Below are 19,170 nucleotides of genomic sequence, written 5' to 3' on the forward strand. Positions count from 1 at the left end.
ATAAATATTATGAATCGTTTTACTTTGTGCGCAGCAAGCATTGCCACTGCTCTTTCAAGTGCAGTAATAGCGGCACCTGCTACCCCGAGCATTGATATGTACGGCTCGAATAACCTACAATTTTCAAAAATTGAACTCGCAATGGAAACCACTTCTGGCTACAACCAGATGGTGAAATACCACGACTTAGCCACCATTAACGTTAAATTTAATCAGTGGAGTGGAAGTTCTGGCGATACTTACAAAATCTACTTTGATGGCATTGAAGTCGCGACGGGGCCAATTAAAGGCAGCCAAACAACGGCCAGCTTCCAATACGGGAAAGGTGGTTTGTATCAAATGGAAATTGAGGCGTGTGACGCAACAGGGTGTAGTCGTAGCGCACCTGCTGAAATTACCATTGCAGATACAGATGGATCGCACTTAAAACCATTAACAATGAATACCGATCCGAACAATAAGTCATACAGCACGGATCCAAACACAGTAGTTGGTACTTACTTTGTTGAATGGGGTATCTATGGTCGAGACTATACAGTAGACAACCTTCCGGTCGATAATCTCACGCATATTTTATACGGTTTCATTCCAATTTGTGGGCCTAACGAATCAGTAAAAACCGTGGGAGGGAATAGTTACAACGCCTTAATGACAGCTTGTAACGGAGTCAACGATTACGAAGTGGTCATTCACGATCCTTGGGCTGCATTTCAAAAAAGCTTCAAACAAGCAGGCCACGAATACAGCACGCCGATTAAAGGTAATTACGCCATGATGATGGCGATGAAGCAGCGCAATCCAGATCTTAAAATTATTCCTTCAATTGGCGGTTGGACGCTTTCCGATCCCTTCTTCGACTTTACAACCAAAGCCAATCGCGACACTTTTGTGGCTTCTGTTAAAAAATTCCTCATTACATGGAAGTTCTATGATGGCGTTGACATCGACTGGGAATTCCCTGGTGGCGGTGGTGCCGCGCCTGATCTAGGCGATCCAGTGAATGATGGTCCGGCTTATGTCGCTTTAATGCAAGAGCTACGCACCATGTTAGATGAGCTTCAAACGGAAACAGGCAAGAGTTATGAGTTAACTTCAGCGATCGGTGTGGGTCACGATAAGATCGAGGATGTTAACTACGGTGAGGCGATCCAATACATGGATTATATCTTTGCCATGACTTACGATTTTTATGGTGGCTGGAACAATGTATTAGGTCATCAAACCGCTCTACATTGCGGAAATTTCATGTTGCCAGGCCAATGCGATGGCTCAGGTGTCGATGAAAATGGAGAAGCCTTTAAAGGCCCAGCCTATACGTCAGACAACGGTATTCAACCGCTATTGGCGCAAGGCGTACCAGCGAATAAGTTAGTTCTTGGCGCTGCCATGTATGGCCGAGGTTGGGAAGGCGTAATGCCATCTAGCCTGACAGATCCGAACGATCCAATGACAGGCGTAGGTAACGGCAAGCTCAAAGGGAGCACCGCTCAAGGCGTGTGGGAAGATGGTGTCATTGATTACAAAGGGATCAAAAACCATATGCTTGGAGAAAACAGCCAAGGTATTAATGGTTTTGAGTATGGTTATGATGAAGTTGCAGAAGCTCCCTACGTTTGGAACCGTTCTTCAGGTAAGCTCATCACATTTGATGATGCACGCTCAGTTAAAGCTAAGGGAGCCTACGTTCGTGACCTAGGATTGGCCGGACTATTTTCTTGGGAAATCGACGCTGATAACGGTGACATTCTAAATGCGATGCATGAAGGGTTAGCGGGTGGTTCAACGATTCCTCACAACAAAAAACCCATCGCTGATGCAGGGATTGATCAAACCCTGATAGGTCCAATCACAGTAACTCTTGATGGCTCTTTGTCCAAAGATATGGATGGCACTATCCGCACTTATGAGTGGAAACAGATATCGGGTGAGACAGTAACATTAACGGATGCTAACCAAGCAAAAGCAAAGTTTGCCATTGATGAAGTCAGCCAACAGCAACGCTTAGTCTTTACTCTCACGGTCACCGACAATGAAGGCGCAACGGCCATTGATGAGATCGTCGTGACAGTTAACCCTAAAAACACAACCCCGATCAATACTCCGCCAGAAGCTAAAATTTCGGCACCAGCATCCGTCAACGCTGGTGATTCCGTTATCATTGATGCTTCAGCCTCAAGCGATGCGGATCAAGATGTACTCAGCTTTACTTGGACGATACCACCAAGCATTAATGCGACGGTTCAAGGGGATAAAGTGATTTTCACTGCCGCAGAATATGCCCAAGACACACCGCTAAACTTTACTGTTAACGTGAGTGATGGTGTTGCGAGTTCATCAGCCTCGGTTTCTGTCATCGTTCTCAAAAAGATCACTGATGGTGGCGATACCTGTACCAACCTTTGGGATTCATCAGCGATATATACTGGTGGGAATCAAGTGACACACGACGCGAAAACATGGGAAGCAAAATGGTGGACAACAGGTGAAAACCCAAGTCAATCAGGTAAGTGGGGAGTATGGAAGCTCATTGGGGAAGCAAACTGCTCTGTCTCTAAATAGCGAAATGGCTCGCTAACGTTTTGTAGCGGTCAAATAAAGCCTAACGGCATCACTGTCGTTAGGCTTTTCTCTATTGAGTCGATGAACGCTAAATTAACTTATCGAAACTCTCCATCACCTGTTGGCACTTCATAACGCGCCCATGACCTTGCCCTTGAGTCGTCACAAGCGTTACTTTTTCCATTTCATTGGCTGCCTGCTTCGAGACTTCATGCTTAGTAAACCTATCTTTCTCATCATGGACGATATACGTGTGCGCCTCTCTCTGACGGAGTTTTTGCAGTGGATCGATAGATTGAAGTGGGTAGTGATATTGCTCTTGTAACTCAGACACAATCGCTTCAAATAGCTTCATTGAGTAGCCAGATCGAGCCACACTGCCAAACAAGTTATCCAAATAATCAAGCACAGGCGCAATTAATAACATAGGCACATTTTGAATCTTCGCGTGGCGACACTCTAAAGCCGATGCCGTTCCCATGCTGTGTCCAATCACACCAGCTACGGGTTGTTCTGTTACGCTATCAAGAACAGCTTCAAGTCCATTCACAAATGCGGGAATATGCCCATAAACACCATCGCTGCCGCCATGCGCAGGATGATCATAAGCCAAAGCAGTAAACCCTTTGCTCGCGATATGCTCCATTAGCGGATAAAACTGACTCGCCGTTCCAGACCAGCCATGAGTTAACACCCATACAGGGCCAGCGCCTAGGGTATACGTCTTTAACGTCCCTTCCTTACTTTCGACTTCACTGCATACTAACCCTTTCGGTTGGCTGTTTTTCGCTTCTGTTCTAGCTGGGGTTAACAGTAATTTACGCGCCGTTTTTTTTGCATGACTAGGCGCCACTGTATGATGCAACCGAGTAGTCACGTTGACTAAAGTGCGCTTCAAACTGAACTTGCCTGAGGTGTTAAAATATATTTTTTCGCTCATTTATGTGCCTTATCCTTTCAGCCTATGAACAAAAACAAGATCAATTTAAAAGAACGACCGTGCTTTTTATGAAAATTAAAAAAGGAGGTAAGCCTCCCTTACATTATAATTTATGTTGGATGTCGCAAGTGCCTCTATTGGGGAATTTTCCAACTAGAAATCAAACGCTCTACCCCTTCCCAAAAGTGACGCTGGCTCACGTCTTCTCCTTGCAAAGAGTAAAATAAGTTGGCGCTGAGGTATAAACCATACAATTCAAATGTGGCTTGCTGTGGATCTAAATCAGCACGAAATTGCTGATTATCAACCCCCTTTTCTACCTGAATGGTTAAGTAATGAATCCATGTCGCGATGGATTTTTGCAATGCTTGTTGAATGGCACAAACATCCGCTCCGGCATCTTTCCACGCATCGATAAACATACAGCTACCTTGAAAAGAGTGATTCCATCCCAGCCAATTTTTGAGCAAGCTTTTTAATTTAGCCTCAATATTGTCATCACCCAGTAGCCTCGCAGGCGCTATCACCCGCTGGGTAAAAATCAGATTAGAGAATTCCAACACCGACAATTGCAGGTTTTCTTTAGAATTAAAGTGAGCAAAAAGACCACTTTTAGACATCCCGCACTCTTTGGCTAACTCGCCAATGGTTAAACTTTCTAATCCATTCTTACTCGCCAGTTCAAATGCGCAATTGAGAATATGATCTTTGGTTACTTTACCTTTACTCATCATTATCCAGACTTATGTTTACACTCCATTTTTAGCACGTTCGTTCTTTTTTGCCAATTATTTTTTATCATGATGCTCTAACGACTGTTTCGCATTCGGTTTACGCGCAAGATCTCTTGCTAAGATCAACGCCAAACCAAATATTTGCAAAAACAGAGCGATATTTTTATAAAAAGCCATGTTGTCGCTCGTCACTTGCATCAACTCAGCAACCGCAACATTATCAAGATAGAAGTCATCAATTCGGTCACGCTGAGTTTGTTGTGCTAAGTTAATGAGCGTCATTATTTCAGATAGATTTTCAATGCTAATTTTAGGCACTTCCTTCCCAACCCAAACCGCCAGTTGCCCGCGTAAAACTTCATCCAATACCGAACTGGTAAAGGCAGACTCTAAATCGGTTTTATCCACATGCAATAAGATTGATTCACGCTTGCGTTCTAATGTTTCAATGCTATTCCAAGAAAGCTGAATCGAATACATGTTACTTTCTTTCTGCTCAGCAAGTTGTGCAAGTTCCGCAGATTGTTTATCCAAAACTAAGCTAGACGTAATAATCGCAAGAATGTTAAGGATCAACCCAAAAAGCACTATCACCCATGCTGGTGGTATTCTCATCTGCGTTTTCCTCCTCACTTCTACCACAACTTCTCAAACGGCAAATAAACAATATTCAAAACGATCAAGCTCACCATCGCTAAAAAAGTCAGTTTCATGCCATTCACCCGGCCCGACATCTTCTCTTTCAATAACCCTTTCGCATGCATCACGCGCCCTATCACGAATACCACTCCTACAAGATGCAGCAGCCATGAAGGCGCACCGTTAAACTCAACCAGAGCCATCAAAATAAGCGTAATAGGAATATAGTCCATTGCATTACTTTGCGCCGATCTAGCGATTTGTAACCCTTCTACTCCACCATCCGAATACGCAACTTTGTTGCTGCGTCTCTGTTTAATAACTTCTATCGCCAGCCAAATCATAATGCTGGCTAATATGGAGGCGTAAAGTGCTGTGATCATGCATTAATCCTATCTGTTTTTATGTAAGTTAACGTTAAGTTCTACTTGAGTTATGAATTCGAAGCAATAAAAAACCCAACCGAAGTTGGGTTTTGTCGTCATTCAGATTTAAAGTCTAATACGATATATTTAGCACTTTTTGTAGAAGACGGTCGATAACGGTGGGATACGAAGTGATAGCGACTGCGCTAAGCCTTCACTTTCAATCGCTTCCGTTTGAGCCGTTTGCATCACCTCAAAGCCACTACCATTATATTTCGTGTCATCGGTATTCAGCAGTAATTCGTAGCTATGATCCGTCGGTACACCAAGGCGGAACGCTTCGTGGGGTACTGGCGTAAAGTTACTGATCACAAGTACTCGCTCACCAGATTCACTGATACGTTCGTGAGCTAAAATGCTCGCTTCTTCTGCGTCTTGAAGTCTCCATTCAAACCCTTTTGGGTCAAAATCTTGATCATGCATTGCCGCTTGCTCTCGGTACAACATATTCAGATCTTTAGTCAGCGTCTGCACACCTTGATGGCGAGGGTAATCGAGTAAGAACCACTGCAATTGGTCATCGTGATTCCATTCAGCAGTTTGACCAAATTCCGCCCCCATAAAGTTAAGCTTCTTACCCGGTTGACCGTACATATAACCCATGTACGCACGCAAGTTAGCCGTTTGCTGCCACTCATCGCCAGGCATTTTATTATGGATTGAACCTTTACCATATACGACTTCATCATGAGACAAAGACAGAACATAGTTCTCGCTATGAGCGTAAACAAGCGGGAACGTGATGGTATTATGGTGGTATTTTCGGTTAATAGGATCTTCTTGAATATAAGAAAGGCTATCGTGCATCCAACCCATATTCCACTTAAATCCAAAGCCTAAGCCTCCCATAAAGGTAGGCGCAGAGACACCCGGGAACGCAGTCGATTCTTCAGCAATCGTCATCACATTCGGGAAGTGCTTGTACACTTCTTCGTTCATCCATTTCAGGGTTGCAATCGCATCATAGTTTTCGTTGCCACCATCTTGGTTCGGGATCCACTGGTCATGGCTACGTGAATAATCCAAGTAAAGCATAGACGCTACCGCGTCTACACGTAGGCCATCAATGTGGAACTGATCAACCCAATAGAGTGCATTCGACACTAAGAATCGACGGACATGTTCACGACCTAAATCGTATATGTATGAATTCCAATCTTGGTGCCAACCTCGACGAGGATCTGGATCATGGAACAGTGGCGTTCCATCAAAATTAGCCAAACCATGATCATCCGATGGGAAGTGAGCTGGAACCCAGTCCAGCACAACGCCAAGGCCTGCTTGGTGACATTGATCGACGAAATATTTGAAGTCATCAGGTGAACCAAAACGACTGGTAGGTGCAAATAAACCAACCGGTTGATAACCCCAAGAACCAAAGAATGGATGCTCAGAAACGGGCATTAATTCAACGTGTGTGTAACCTAAACCTGTCAGGTATGGAATAAGCTCTGCGGCAAGATCTCGATAGTTTAAGAACTCTCCATTCGCATCGCGCTTCCATGAACCAGCATGCAGTTCATAAAATGATAACGCTTCTTTGCGTTTCTCAGTTACTGGGCGGTTTTGCCACTGTTCATCTTGCCACTCATAACGGTCATGGTCATAAGTAATAGATGAAAATGATGGGTATTGCTCTGAATAAAAGCCCCATGGATCGGCTTTATGAGGTAGACCTTCACCATTTGGACCTTTCAGCTCAAATTTGTATTGAGCACCTTCCTCAAGGTTTGGAATAAACAGTCCCCAGATGCCGTAATCTAAACGCTGCATTGGAAAACGACGACCATCCCACGAGTTAAAGTTACCCACTAGACTCGCTGCCGTAGCATGCGGAGCATAAACTAAGAAACGTGTACCTGAGATCGATTTACCATCACGCTCAAGAGTAATGAATTGCGAACCCATTTGCTTGTACATCTCTTTAGGCGTATGAAGCGCTTCATACTCGGCATACAATTCATGGTACTGATATGGATCATCGAGAATCTGCTCGGTACCCGACCAATCAATGGCTAATTGATAATGTGTAAAACGCAGATCACGCTTACTCTTAAGAATAAAGCCACTCTCTTGATCGCGTTCTAATTCAATTCGAGGTTCCTTGTCGATGACTAACTCAACTTTATTTGCGCCCGGAATCCAAACTCGTAATGCACCATCCTCTGGCGAAATAAACGGGCCTAAAAAAGAAAACGGGTCAGCAAACGAAGCTTGAGAAAGTTGACTGTATGTTTGTTCTTGCTTTGAAATAGTTGTTATTTTCAAAAACTCTCTCCCTAACCAAACTTCAAAAAATATTAAAATTATATATAAAAAATGCCCGCTAAATGTGCGGGCATTATAACGACAATCCATTTTACAGGACTACGCTTCATGATAGAGTGACCAAAGCGATAGTTTCGCCTGCAACCGCAGGAAACTACTGGTATTTTGTCTTATCGCACTCTATTCAATCATCTTATTTGCTCGCTTTACTGCGCACTTCTGTCAAACGTGAAGAGATACGATTTACGTCTTCACGACTGAACACTTCATCTAGGTTCATTGTTAGCTTACGACGCCAGTTAGGGTATTCATTAACCGTACCCGGAATGTTTACAGGCTTGTCCATTTCTAACCAATCTTCAAGTTGAACGCTAAGCAATGTTGAAGAACCAGCACCAACATGAACTTGCAAAGCTTCACTTAAATATGAATCCATAGGGACTTGGCTTGCATCACGGCCAACACCTTCAGGCAAGAAACCGTGCCATGCTACAGAATCTAGAATACCTTGCTTGCACTCTAAACGGTCACTAAATAGTGTTTCAAGCTGAGCTTCATCTGGATACAAACCGATTTCACGACCAGTTTTCAGATCATCACAGTGCCAGAATCCGCGAAGCGTTGGCATATCATGCGTACATAGTGCCGACATTGATTGTGACGCATAGTGCTCAGGTGAAATAAACCCGCCATCTTCTGCTGTTTCGAAGAAGAAGACTTTGTACGAGTGAACACCGGCATCAGCAAGAATATCAACGATTTCATCAGGAACGGTACCTAAATCTTCGCCAATTACAGAACACTGGTAACGGTGAGATTCAAGAGCAAGGATCGCAAGCATGTCTTGTACTGAGTAGTACATGTATGCGCCTTTGGTCGCGTCTTCACCTTTTGGAATCCACCATAGGCGTAACAGACCAAGTACATGGTCAATACGCAACGCACCACAATGTTTCATATTTGCACGAAGCAGTTGAACGTATGCGTCGTAGCTAGTCTCTTCTAACACTTGTGGGTTTAGCGGAGGTAAGCCCCAGTTTTGGCCTAGTGGTCCAAGAATATCCGGTGGAGCACCGATGCTTGCATCCATGACTAGGTTGCCATTATCAGCCCAAGTTTCAGAACCTGAATCAGCAACACCTACAGCAAGGTCACGGTACAGACCTACCGCCATGCCTTTCTCTTCAGCAAGTGCTTGAGCTTCATTGATTTGAGCGTCAGCAAGCCATTGTAAGTACATGTAAAGTTGTACTTTATCCTGGTTGTCAGCAATGAACTTCTGTACAGCGCTATTTTCAAAGCGACGGTATTTCTCAGGGAAGACAGGCCAGCCCCACATATCCGAATTCTCAGCATGTAATTCAGCATGTAGCGCATCAAACGCTGCTTGATGAATTAGGCTTTCACCACCAAGTTCGATGAAGTCTAAGAATGCCATTGCTCGTTCAGTGTTTTTATCTAAATGACGAGTTTTGAACTCATTAAATAGAAGCGGTAAAACACTCATTTTTAGAGCTGCAACTTCTGTGTAGTTTACCCAATGAGATTCGCGCGCTTTTTGTAAACGCTGTTGGAAATCGGCACTGCCTACTTGTTGCTGAGCTTCTGCACTCAACGCAAATTCAGGTACTGAACTCACATCGATGTAGAGAATATTTAACCAACGACGTGAAGATGGGCTGTATGGACTCGCCCCTTCAGGGTTCGCTGGAAATAGTGAATGAATTGGGTTTAAACCAACAAAATCACCACCACGTGATGCAATGTCGCTAACCAACTGTTTTAGATCGCCAAAATCACCAATACCCCAGTTATGCTGAGTGCGTAAGGTGTATAGCTGAACACTTGGTCCCCACATCTTCTTACCATTTTCAATGGCAGTTTGTTTGAAACAAGATTTAGGTGTAATAATCAGCGTCATCACATAAGGTGTTTTACGACGCTTACGATTAATGATTAATTTATGATATCCCCATGCCAAATCACTTGGCAATGCAAACACTAAAGGGCCACCCTCTGCGCGTTCATCGCGAACAACTTGTGATTGAAGATAGCCTTCAAGTACCTCTCCTTGTTCGGTTTCTAAACGCCAGCTAAACTCACTTTCACGAGCACTAACACCTAGATTCAAAGCCACCTCTACTGGCTCACCGTCACGCAAAACAAGAACTGGGTCAATTACGTCTTTTTTGTGTTTTTTCTCTGCTGATTTCAACAAATTTTGATCATTTGTGGTGTCATAGCCTAGCGCAGCTAACAAGCTCAAAATTGTCTCATCAGATACAGCCGCTTCGTCGCCCCACGCGCTTACATAGCTATCGGCAAGATTCGCCATTTCCGCGACTTGTTTTAATACTGATTGTTCTTTCATCGCTCTCTCCGAAGGTACTTCTTTCGCCTTCACTTTTGTAGGGTTAAAACTATCTATTGGTCTTTCTTTTTATAATGACAATTGAAATCAATGTCAGAAAAGCCAAGGCAACAATGGTTACCTTGGCTTCTTTCTATTAGCGGTTTACTGCTTCTAGTTTCCAGATGTTGTTCACGTAGTCGCGTATTGAGCGATCTGACGTGAATTTACCAACCAATGCCGTGTTAAGAATCGCTTTCTTAGCCCAACCTGCTTGGTCTTTGTACTGCTTGCCCATATCTTCGTGAGCTTGAACATAAGATGCAAAGTCCGCAAGACATAGGTAAGGGTCACCACCATCTAGCAGGCTATCAAATGTTGCACGTAGAAGACCTGGTTGACCTGGAGTGAACTCTTCGCCAGTCAGTAAATCTAACGATGCTTTCAGTAAAGGGTCAGCATTATAGTAATCGTATGGGTTGTAACCCTGAGCTTTCAGAGCTTGAACACCTTCAACTTCTAGGCCGAAGATGTAGATGTTTTCATCGCCAACTTCTTCACGAATCTCAACGTTCGCACCATCCATCGTACCGATAGTTAATGCGCCGTTTAGAGCCATCTTCATGTTGCCCGTACCAGAAGCTTCTTTACCTGCAAGTGAAATTTGCTGAGAAACGTCTGCTGCAGGGATGATGATTTCAGCCATGCTTACACGGTAGTCAGGGATGAATACCACTTTAAGCTTGTTACCGATGCGAGGATCGTTGTTGATCTTCTCTGCAATCTTGTTAACCGCGAAGATGATCTCTTTCGCTAGGTGATAACCCGGTGCTGCTTTCGCTGCGAAGAAACATACGCGTGGCTCACACTCGAAACCAGGTTCGTTAAGAATACGGTGGTACAGAGATAGAATGTGTAGCAAATCTAGATGCTGACGCTTGTATTCATGTAGACGTTTGATTTGCACGTCGAAGATAGCGTTAGTATCAAGTTCGATACCCATGTTTTCAGAAACCCAATCAGCAAGGCGCTGTTTGTTTTCTTTCTTAACAGCCATGAACTCTTTTTGGAATTTCGCGTCTGTTGCAAACTTAGCGATGCCTTCAAGCTGCTCAAGTTTAGCAGGCCACTCAGTGCCGATCTTACCAGTAATTAGCTTAGATAGGCCTGGGTTACAGAACTTCAACCAACGACGTGGTGTGATACCGTTCGTTACATTAGTCAGTTTACCTGGGAAGATTTCGTTGAACTCAGGGAACAAGTCTTTCTTAACCAATTGAGAGTGCAGTGCTGCTACACCGTTTACTTTGTAAGAACCAATCACACATAGGTTTGCCATGCGAACCATACGGTGGAAACCTTCTTGGATGATAGAAAGCTTCGCTTGCTTCTCACCGTCACCAGGCCACATCTTGCGAACTTCTTGCATGAAGCGGTGGTTGATTTCAAAAATGATTTCCATGTGACGTGGAAGTAGGCGTTGAATCAGTGATTCAGACCACGTCTCAAGTGCTTCTGGAAGTAGTGTGTGGTTCGTGTATGCGAACGTGTGAGCACTGATTTCCCAAGCTTGGTCCCAAGATAGACCTTTCTCATCGATTAGGATGCGCATCAATTCAGGAATTGCGATCGTTGGGTGCGTATCGTTAAGCTGAATCGTTTCTTGCTTAGGCAGATCTTCTAGAGAGAAACCTGCTGCTTCGTGACGACGCAGAATATCTCGAACAGACGCTGCTGAGTGGAAGTACTGCTGCATCAGACGCAGTGTCTTACCTTTCTCGTGGTTGTCGTTCGGGTAAAGTACTTTAGTGATGTTACCTGCATCGATGAGCGAGTGTTGCGCTTCGAAGTAATCACCGTTGTTAAAGCTTGCTAGTGAGAATGGTGCAATTGCCTGACATTCCCAAAGACGCAGTGGGTAAACCGTGTTTGATTCGTAACCTACGATAGGTAGATCCCAAGGCATTGCTTTTACTTCCATACCTGGAACCCAAGTACGTACTTCTTTACCGTCAATGAATTCAACGTCTACATGACCGTAAAAACCAATGTGTTGTGCTAGCTCTGGACGAGCAACTTCCCAAGGGTAACCTTCAACACCACGCCATGCGTCTGGTGCTTCTTGTTGACGACCGTCTTGGAAAGACTGTTTGAATAGACCGTATTCATAGTGAAGACCGTAACCTACTGTTGGGTATTCTTGAGCGGCACAAGAATCCATGAAACAAGCAGCTAGACGACCAAGACCACCATTGCCTAGTGATGGGTCGCGTTCTTCTTCTAGAAGGTCAGTTAGATTTTGGCCTAACTCTTCCATAGCACCTGTAATTTCTTCATACAGACCCATGCTGATAAGGTTGTTACCTGTCAGACGGCCAATCAAGAATTCAAGCGATAAATAGTTTAAGCTTTTTGCATTTTTAATCTTTTCATCGTTCTCTGTTTCTAACAAATCGAATGTTGTTAGTTCAGCAAGCGCACGGCCCATTGCTAGATACCATGAACGGCTATCGGCAGTATCTACTGTTGTTGCGTATGTTGCTGATAAATGCTTTTTAACACTTTCTTGGAACGACACTTTGTCGAATTTTTTTTGTTGAGTAGGTTTCATTACCAAAGTCTCACTGTAGTTTTTAATCCATCTGTGCCATATCTTGCACGCTCTCTTATAACTAAGCATCCTCCTAGTTTTGCTCGATACAAGGAGGAGGAGTCAGGGCGTAGAGGGCGTACTAGCACCTAGTTAGTGATCTAAATCCCATGTTGATTACGAATCACTAATATAGGAGTGATTGCGATCACACCAGCTACGATTTCACTCTATTAAAACTTGATGAAATTTCTGATTTGACCTCTAAAAACAATTATTAAATATGCCATTCGGATCACGCTTAGAACTCGGATATTACATAACTTGCATAACTTCTCGCGCAAAAGTAGTGCCCGAATAATATTATAATGCAAACATTAGGTGATAAGGTTCACAATTAAAGGGCGTAGATGCACCAAAAACCACCAAGGCGTCATAATTACGAAGTGGATCAAAGTCTGTAGACTTTTTAATCCAGTAATATTCTAAATAGAACGTATTTTCGAAGTATTTTTATAGACTTTGTCTAACAATAATAACCAACCCTTACAGGCTGAATTAAAGACATGTGGATTCCTTCAAAATTGACTCGTCCCGGACGATTGCATAACGCTATAGTGAGGCCGAGAGTATTAGACCTCCTGCAACAAGCGCCTTTCTATAAGCTTGTTCTGTTTCGCTCTCCTGCTGGTTATGGAAAAACAACCATGGCTGCACAATGGTTGTCAGACAAACCTAATGTCGGTTGGTACAGCATTGACGATAGCGACAATGATACCTTTCGCTTCATTAACTATTTATTGCAGTCGATAAATAAAGCGACACAACAATCCTGTCCTAACTCGCAAGTGTTAGCTGAGCGCCGTCAATTTTCGTCTTTGCATTCACTCTTTAGCGAAGTATTCGCAGAGATGTCCACTTTTCACCAAGAGTGCTACCTCGTACTGGATGATTATCACTTAATCACCAATGACGAGATCCACGAAGCCATGCGCTTCTTCTTGAAACACATGCCAGACAATCTCACTTTAATTGTGACCAGTCGCGCGACCCCACCTCTTGGAACGGCCAATCTACGCGTTCGTGATCTAATGATTGAGATAGGTAATGAGTTACTTGCTTTTGATACTGAAGAGACTACGAGGTTTTTCAATCAACGAGTCACCGATGGGATTGATGATGCCACTGCAAACAATTTACGCACTTATGTAGAAGGTTGGCCTTCAGCACTACAGTTAATCGCTTTACAAGCCCAGCATCAAAAACGCACACTTGCACAATCAGCTGAATCGGTTTCTCAATTTAGCCACGCTCATTTATGGGACTATTTAGTCGAAGAGGTATTTGACCTTTTAGATCAAGATACACGTCACTTCCTAATGCAATGTTCTGTTCTTGATCATTTCAATGATGAACTCGTTTGCGCTCTCACACAGCGTGATGATGCTCTAGGGATGATTGAATCTCTGAACCGCTACGGGTTGTTCATTTACCCATTAGAAGGTGAACATAACTGGTATCGCTTCCATAACCTTTTCGGAGAGTTCTTGTCACACGAACGCCAAGCGCGAATTCCACAACAAGAACAAGATCTACACCGAAGTGCAGCCAAAGCGTGGTTAAAACTCGAAACACCACATCAAGCTCTAAATCATGCGCAAAAAGCCTATGATGGGGATTTGATCGCACATATTTTAACGACTTACGGTTGGAAGATGTTCAACCAAGGTGAGTTAGCGGCTCTTGAGTCTGCAATCAAAAAGCTAACCAAAGACCAGTTATACAGTGATTCTAAACTGTCGATTCTTCAGGCATGGTTAGCGCAAAGCCAGCACCGTTATGATCAAGTTGGGACTCTTTTAGCCGAAGCAGAAGCAGAGAGAAAAGAGCGTAATATTGAGCTAAACACACAACAGCAAGGCGAGTTCAATGCCTTACGAGCGCAAGTAGCGATTAACAGTAATAATCCTCAACTCGCATTAGAAATGGCAGAACTGGCACTCAGCCAACTGGATAGCACCATCTATCGCAGTCGTATTGTTGCAACATCCGTTGTTGGCGAAGTGAACCATGTGCTGGGCAACCTAAGCCGAGCATTGCCTATGATGCAGCAAACGGAAAAACTGGCGCGTCAATACCAAGTCTACCATCAAGCACTGTGGGCAATTTTACAGCAAAGCGAGATATTAATTGCTCAAGGTTATGTCCAAGCGGCATTTGAACTTCAAGAATCAGCATTTAAACTCATCGAAGAGCATCAGCTTCAACATGTTCCTTTGCATGAGTTTCTACTGCGGGTTCGAGCGCAAGTTCTGTGGTGTTGGAACCGTTTAGATGAAGCTGAAGAGTGTTCATATAAAGGACTCGACATCTTAGGTAATCACTCTCCAAGTAAACATCTACATAGCTATTCAATGCTTGCTCGAATCTCAATTGGGCGAGGTGAACTAGACAAAGCATCACGCTTTATCGATCAAATTCTACATTTGCTGAAGCAATCAACCTATCACGTAGATTGGACAGCGAACGCTTCACTCTCTTTGCTTTTATATTGGCAAGCGAAAGGGAATAAGCAAGCGATACAAGAGTGGCTCGATACCGCCGTTCGTCCAGAAAAAGCGAGCAACCATTTCTGTCAACTGCAATGGCGTAATATTGTTCGCGCACACATTAGCCTGGAACAGTACGACCAAGCGCAAGCTGCATTAGACTTTCTCACTCAAGAAGCCCTTGATTCAAATCTGATCACAGATACAAACCGCAACTTAATCGTTGAGGCAGTACTTGCCGTTCAGTTGCAAGAGGAAGATCGCGCCAAGGCGTTGGTGAAAGAAGCCCTGAGCATGACCAATCAAACTGGCATGATTGGCAACTTCTTAGTTGATGGCGCTACGATTGGACATCTACTTGAGAAACTCAGCAATAAACTTGAACTTGGCGATCTAGAACGTCACCGTGCTCAACAGTTAATGAAAGACATCTCGACAACTCAAAGAAGCCGTTCGGTTCACTTTGATGAAGAGTTTATTGAAAAGCTGATCAACCACCCTAATATTCCTGAGTTGGTTAGGACAAGTCCTCTGACCCAGCGGGAATGGCAAGTTCTTGGCCTAATATATTCAGGTTTCAGTAACGAACAAATTGCTCAGGAGCTTGATGTAGCCGGAACAACGATCAAAACCCACATTCGAAACCTATACCAAAAGCTCAATATAGCGAACCGAAAAGAGGCGATCAGTACCGCTGAAAACTTGTTGCAGTTGATGGGATATTAACTCGAAATAAACTAAAGTAGATGTAAACATAAGGCTGGTGCGAAAACATCAGCCTTTCTAATAAGGAGATAAAAATGAAAAAAGCATTGATCGTATTGTTCATGGCAGGACAATTAATGGCATGTACCGAAGTCGGCAGTAAAGAGTGGTGTCAAGATATGCAAGATAAACCTAAAGGCGATTGGACAGCGAATGAAGCTGGAGATTTTGCAACACACTGTATTTTTTAAACAAGCGCACGTCACCCGCTTATTCAATCGATCTTTAAGCAAAAAGCTCTGTTAAAAAATAGTTCTGTTAAAAATAGATCTTTAAGTAAAGCTACAGGCAAAAAAATAGCCAATCGCAAAAAGTGGCAATTGGCTTATATATACTGTGAACAAAATTTATTCACTAACAACGTCAGTTGGCTAGGTGACCCTCGGCTTAAGAAGGGTCGATATAGATTATGCAGTATATGTGCCAATTATTAAATACCCATTTTTAGTAGTATCTCCCAATAAATCAATTTTTCTTATTCTTTTTTTGCAAACTGCATTCCTATTTTGCGAACCGTTTCAAAAAGCAATGCATTCAGTTGCTATGACTCAATGGTGAGCACAAAGCCAACATCCTCACCTTATTCATATTTTTTCTACACGAATATTTGTATACTGCTCAGCACTCTTATTTAACTAGTTAAAGTAATGAACTACTTAACCACTTTTTTTAAAGGTATGGCGATGGGGGCGGCCGATGTTGTTCCTGGCGTTTCTGGCGGTACGATCGCATTCATCACCGGAATATATGACACCTTGCTTGAAAGCATTCGCCGAATAAACCCAAGCGTGTTTGGACTATGGCGACGAGAAGGCTTCAAATCTGCATTTGCTCATGTAAATGGATTATTCCTAATCTCTCTTTTTGGAGGCGTTCTCACGAGTATCGCCACATTAGCAAAATTAATTTCATGGCTACTTGTCACTCACCCAGTGCCCTTATGGTCCTTTTTCTTCGGTCTCATTCTGGTTTCTGTCTTCCATATCCTTAAACAGATAGAGAAAAGAGATGTCACGAGATTTATGTTTCTACTACTCGGTGTCATTTTCGCCTACAGCATAACGGTTATCAGCCCGCTTCAACTTGAGCCAACAAGCCTCAATGTTCTGTTAGCAGGTGCGATTGCGATATGCGCGATGATTCTGCCGGGTATCTCAGGCAGTTTTATTCTGCTATTAATTGGAATGTATACACCTGTACTCGCGGCTGTAAAAGGCTTCCAAATCGACGTACTTGCGTTGTTCTTAACTGGTTGCGTACTAGGATTACTTACGTTTTCTCACGTATTATCTTGGCTATTAAAATCGTTTAGAGATTTCACATTAATATTCTTAACAGGATTGATGATTGGAACCCTACCAAAAATTTGGCCTTGGAAAGAAACCATTAGTTGGCGTATCAATTCGAAAGGTGAAGAGGTGCCTTTAATTCAGCACAACCTCTCCCCTTTTGATTTCGAATCAGTGACAGCTCAGCCTTCCCAATTAGTACTCTCCATTGTGATGATGTGCTTCGCGATAGGGTTAGTTCTTGGACTAGAAAAGTTTGCAGAGCGCAACCAAAATTCATAACCCCAATGATTAAAAACAAGCGGAGCTATAGGCTCCGCTTTTTCTTTCTGACCGTCACCACAAATTTTTCCATAATTACAGTCACCTACAATTAGCTGTGATAGCATCTACTTTTATAGAATTACACGTGATGCTCTAACATGGCTTCTGATTCATCGGTCAACGCTTCCTTCTTACAACATCCAGCGACAAAAATCATCGGCATCGCTCTCGCGGTGGGCATCGGTTTTTTTGCCTCTGATCTCTCTAAACTTGTCTCTCAGCCAAAAACAAAAATGATTGATGACTACTGTATGGTCACGACTCAAACTTGCTTGCAAAACCAAGTAGGTATGACGCTCAGCCGAGACGCTGCGCAACCTTTACTTCCTACGGTGTTTAGAGTCGAATGGCCAAATACTGATGCTTCTCAGCTAGTCCTAAACCTGCAAGGGGTTGAGATGAATATGGGGACTGCTCGATTTAGCCTCGCCAAAATAGCCGACGGAATTTACCAAGGGGAGATTATTCTTCCTATCTGCACCATTGATGAGATGACATGGGTAGGCGAGCTTACCGATGGAAAAACTACCGTTTACCCTGCATTAAGGATGAAAAGATGAGCCGAAATTGGTCACTAATACTCGTTGTTGCGTTTGCTCTTGGCTATGGTGTCAAAGCCTATTTAGATGGACAAGCGTCTATTCGTTTAGAACAGCAACAAGCCGCAGCAGAACAACAAGCAGCCAATACCGTATTATTTGGGAAAGATAATCAAGAAGTCGCTATTTTCGATCCTCAAGATCCGCGCATTCGTATTGTCTATTTTGGCTTCACGCGCTGCCCTGATGTTTGCCCTACATCATTAGCGATGTTATCTGGCGCTCTCAATGAAATAGATCCACAGCAGCAATCCCAACTGCGCCCTATCTTCATCTCTCTCGATCCTGAACGAGATGCCGCTGATGACTCATTCAAATATGCGCAATATTTCCACCCAATGATTGAAGGGCTATCGGCCCCTCTAGAGATCACGACAACTCTTGCTCATCACTATGGAGTGATCTTCCGGAAAACAGAACTAGAAGGTTCTCAACTTGAATATACGCTGGATCACAGCTCTTACTTCTATTTCTTAAAACCCGATGGAACGCTAATCAAAAAAGTGCCACATACGCTTTCTCCGGCGCCAATCGTGGAAGCGATAAACACTCTGACCCAAACCTCTTCAGAAGGATAAATATCAATGAAGCTCAAAACCCTACTTTTGACAGGACTATTACTCAGCCCTCTTGCTCAAGCTAATATGGACATCATGACTCATCACCCTTATGCACGAGCAACACCACCAACGGCTGTGAATAGCGCGGTATTTGTCTCTCTGATGAACCACACAGATATCGATCGTGTGCTTGTTTCTGCCACAACACCTGCAGCAGGAAAAGTAGAACTGCATGATGTGATAAAAGATGGCGACATGATGAAAATGCGTCAGGTTAAGCAGATCACAATACCAGCAAACCAAACTGTTGAACTGAAACCTGGTAGCTTGCATATCATGTTATTCGACTTAGCTTCACCATTAACGGAAGGCAGCAGTATTGATGTTGAACTTACTTTTGCCAATGGTGAAAAACAGACCATGCAAGCTCCAGTTAAAAAAGTAATGAGTGGAATGAAGCACCATTAATACAGTGAAAAATTTCAACAAAGGGCTGGTTTATCCCGCCCTTTTTGCTATGCTTTGCGTGCAATAATTAATCTTAAATTTTTGGAGGAATAATCATGATTGTATTGAAAA

General features: G+C 43.3%; 14 protein-coding genes. 7 read left to right on the top strand and 7 right to left on the bottom strand.

The window, feature by feature from the left end:
* Positions 1 to 9: 9 nt before the first annotated feature.
* Positions 10 to 2,559, top strand: a complete 2,550-nt coding sequence (locus tag F0249_RS01020) for a glycosyl hydrolase family 18 protein (protein ID WP_171755551.1) — start codon at positions 10 to 12, stop codon at positions 2,557 to 2,559.
* Between the two features lie 88 nt (positions 2,560 to 2,647).
* Here the strand turns inward: F0249_RS01020 and F0249_RS01025 are convergent, their stop codons facing one another.
* The 7 genes from F0249_RS01025 to F0249_RS01055 all read right to left on the bottom strand — a co-directional run bounded on the left by F0249_RS01025 (position 2,648) and on the right by F0249_RS01055 (position 12,526).
* A complete protein-coding gene (locus tag F0249_RS01025) occupies positions 2,648 to 3,499 on the bottom strand; it encodes an alpha/beta fold hydrolase (protein ID WP_171755552.1) in 852 nt (283 codons plus the stop codon).
* A gap of 134 nt (positions 3,500 to 3,633) precedes the next feature.
* Positions 3,634 to 4,230, bottom strand: a complete 597-nt coding sequence (locus tag F0249_RS01030; RefSeq protein ID WP_113798772.1) for a TetR/AcrR family transcriptional regulator — start codon at positions 4,228 to 4,230, stop codon at positions 3,634 to 3,636.
* 57 nt (positions 4,231 to 4,287) lie between these two features.
* Positions 4,288 to 4,848: a DNA mismatch repair protein gene (locus tag F0249_RS01035; RefSeq protein ID WP_171755553.1), complete on the bottom strand. Its 561-nt coding sequence runs from the start codon at positions 4,846 to 4,848 to the stop codon at positions 4,288 to 4,290.
* A gap of 20 nt (positions 4,849 to 4,868) precedes the next feature.
* On the bottom strand, positions 4,869 to 5,255 hold the full coding sequence (locus F0249_RS01040) for an MAPEG family protein (RefSeq protein ID WP_171755554.1): 387 nt from the start codon (positions 5,253 to 5,255) through the stop codon (positions 4,869 to 4,871).
* Between the two features lie 129 nt (positions 5,256 to 5,384).
* A complete protein-coding gene (gene glgB / locus F0249_RS01045) occupies positions 5,385 to 7,565 on the bottom strand; it encodes a 1,4-alpha-glucan branching protein GlgB (RefSeq protein ID WP_113798552.1) in 2,181 nt (726 codons plus the stop codon).
* A gap of 193 nt (positions 7,566 to 7,758) precedes the next feature.
* Positions 7,759 to 9,936 (bottom strand): 4-alpha-glucanotransferase, encoded by a 2,178-nt coding sequence (gene malQ / locus F0249_RS01050; protein WP_171755555.1) that lies wholly within the window; start codon positions 9,934 to 9,936, stop codon positions 7,759 to 7,761.
* A gap of 136 nt (positions 9,937 to 10,072) precedes the next feature.
* Positions 10,073 to 12,526, bottom strand: a complete 2,454-nt coding sequence (locus F0249_RS01055; RefSeq protein WP_017052248.1) for a glycogen/starch/alpha-glucan phosphorylase — start codon at positions 12,524 to 12,526, stop codon at positions 10,073 to 10,075.
* A 545-nt stretch (positions 12,527 to 13,071) separates the two neighbouring features.
* Between F0249_RS01055 and malT the strand changes: the two genes are divergently transcribed.
* From malT to F0249_RS01085, 6 genes are all read left to right on the top strand, one after another.
* Positions 13,072 to 15,780, top strand: a complete 2,709-nt coding sequence (gene malT / locus F0249_RS01060) for an HTH-type transcriptional regulator MalT (protein ID WP_029203330.1) — start codon at positions 13,072 to 13,074, stop codon at positions 15,778 to 15,780.
* Positions 15,781 to 15,854: 74 nt separating this feature from the next.
* Positions 15,855 to 16,010, top strand: a complete 156-nt coding sequence (locus tag F0249_RS01065; RefSeq protein ID WP_017052246.1) for a DUF3012 domain-containing protein — start codon at positions 15,855 to 15,857, stop codon at positions 16,008 to 16,010.
* Positions 16,011 to 16,466: 456 nt separating this feature from the next.
* On the top strand, positions 16,467 to 17,390 hold the full coding sequence (locus F0249_RS01070) for a DUF368 domain-containing protein (protein WP_171755556.1): 924 nt from the start codon (positions 16,467 to 16,469) through the stop codon (positions 17,388 to 17,390).
* Positions 17,391 to 17,530: 140 nt separating this feature from the next.
* Positions 17,531 to 17,992, top strand: coding sequence for a hypothetical protein (locus F0249_RS01075; protein ID WP_113798558.1), 462 nt, complete (start codon positions 17,531 to 17,533; stop codon positions 17,990 to 17,992).
* The gene (locus F0249_RS01080; protein WP_113798560.1) at positions 17,989 to 18,609 is read left to right on the top strand and encodes an SCO family protein; all 621 of its coding nucleotides are present in this window, start codon (positions 17,989 to 17,991) and stop codon (positions 18,607 to 18,609) included. The genes F0249_RS01075 and F0249_RS01080 overlap by 4 nt, the downstream gene beginning before the upstream one ends.
* 6 nt (positions 18,610 to 18,615) lie before the next feature.
* Positions 18,616 to 19,059 carry a copper chaperone PCu(A)C gene (locus tag F0249_RS01085; RefSeq protein ID WP_113798562.1) on the top strand — a complete coding sequence of 148 codons (444 nt, stop codon included), beginning with the start codon at positions 18,616 to 18,618 and terminating at the stop codon, positions 19,057 to 19,059.
* The last annotated feature ends 111 nt before the right edge of the window (positions 19,060 to 19,170 follow it).

This window comes from Vibrio sp. 03-59-1 (genome assembly GCF_013114135.1).
Lineage (GTDB): Bacteria > Pseudomonadota > Gammaproteobacteria > Enterobacterales > Vibrionaceae > Vibrio > Vibrio cortegadensis.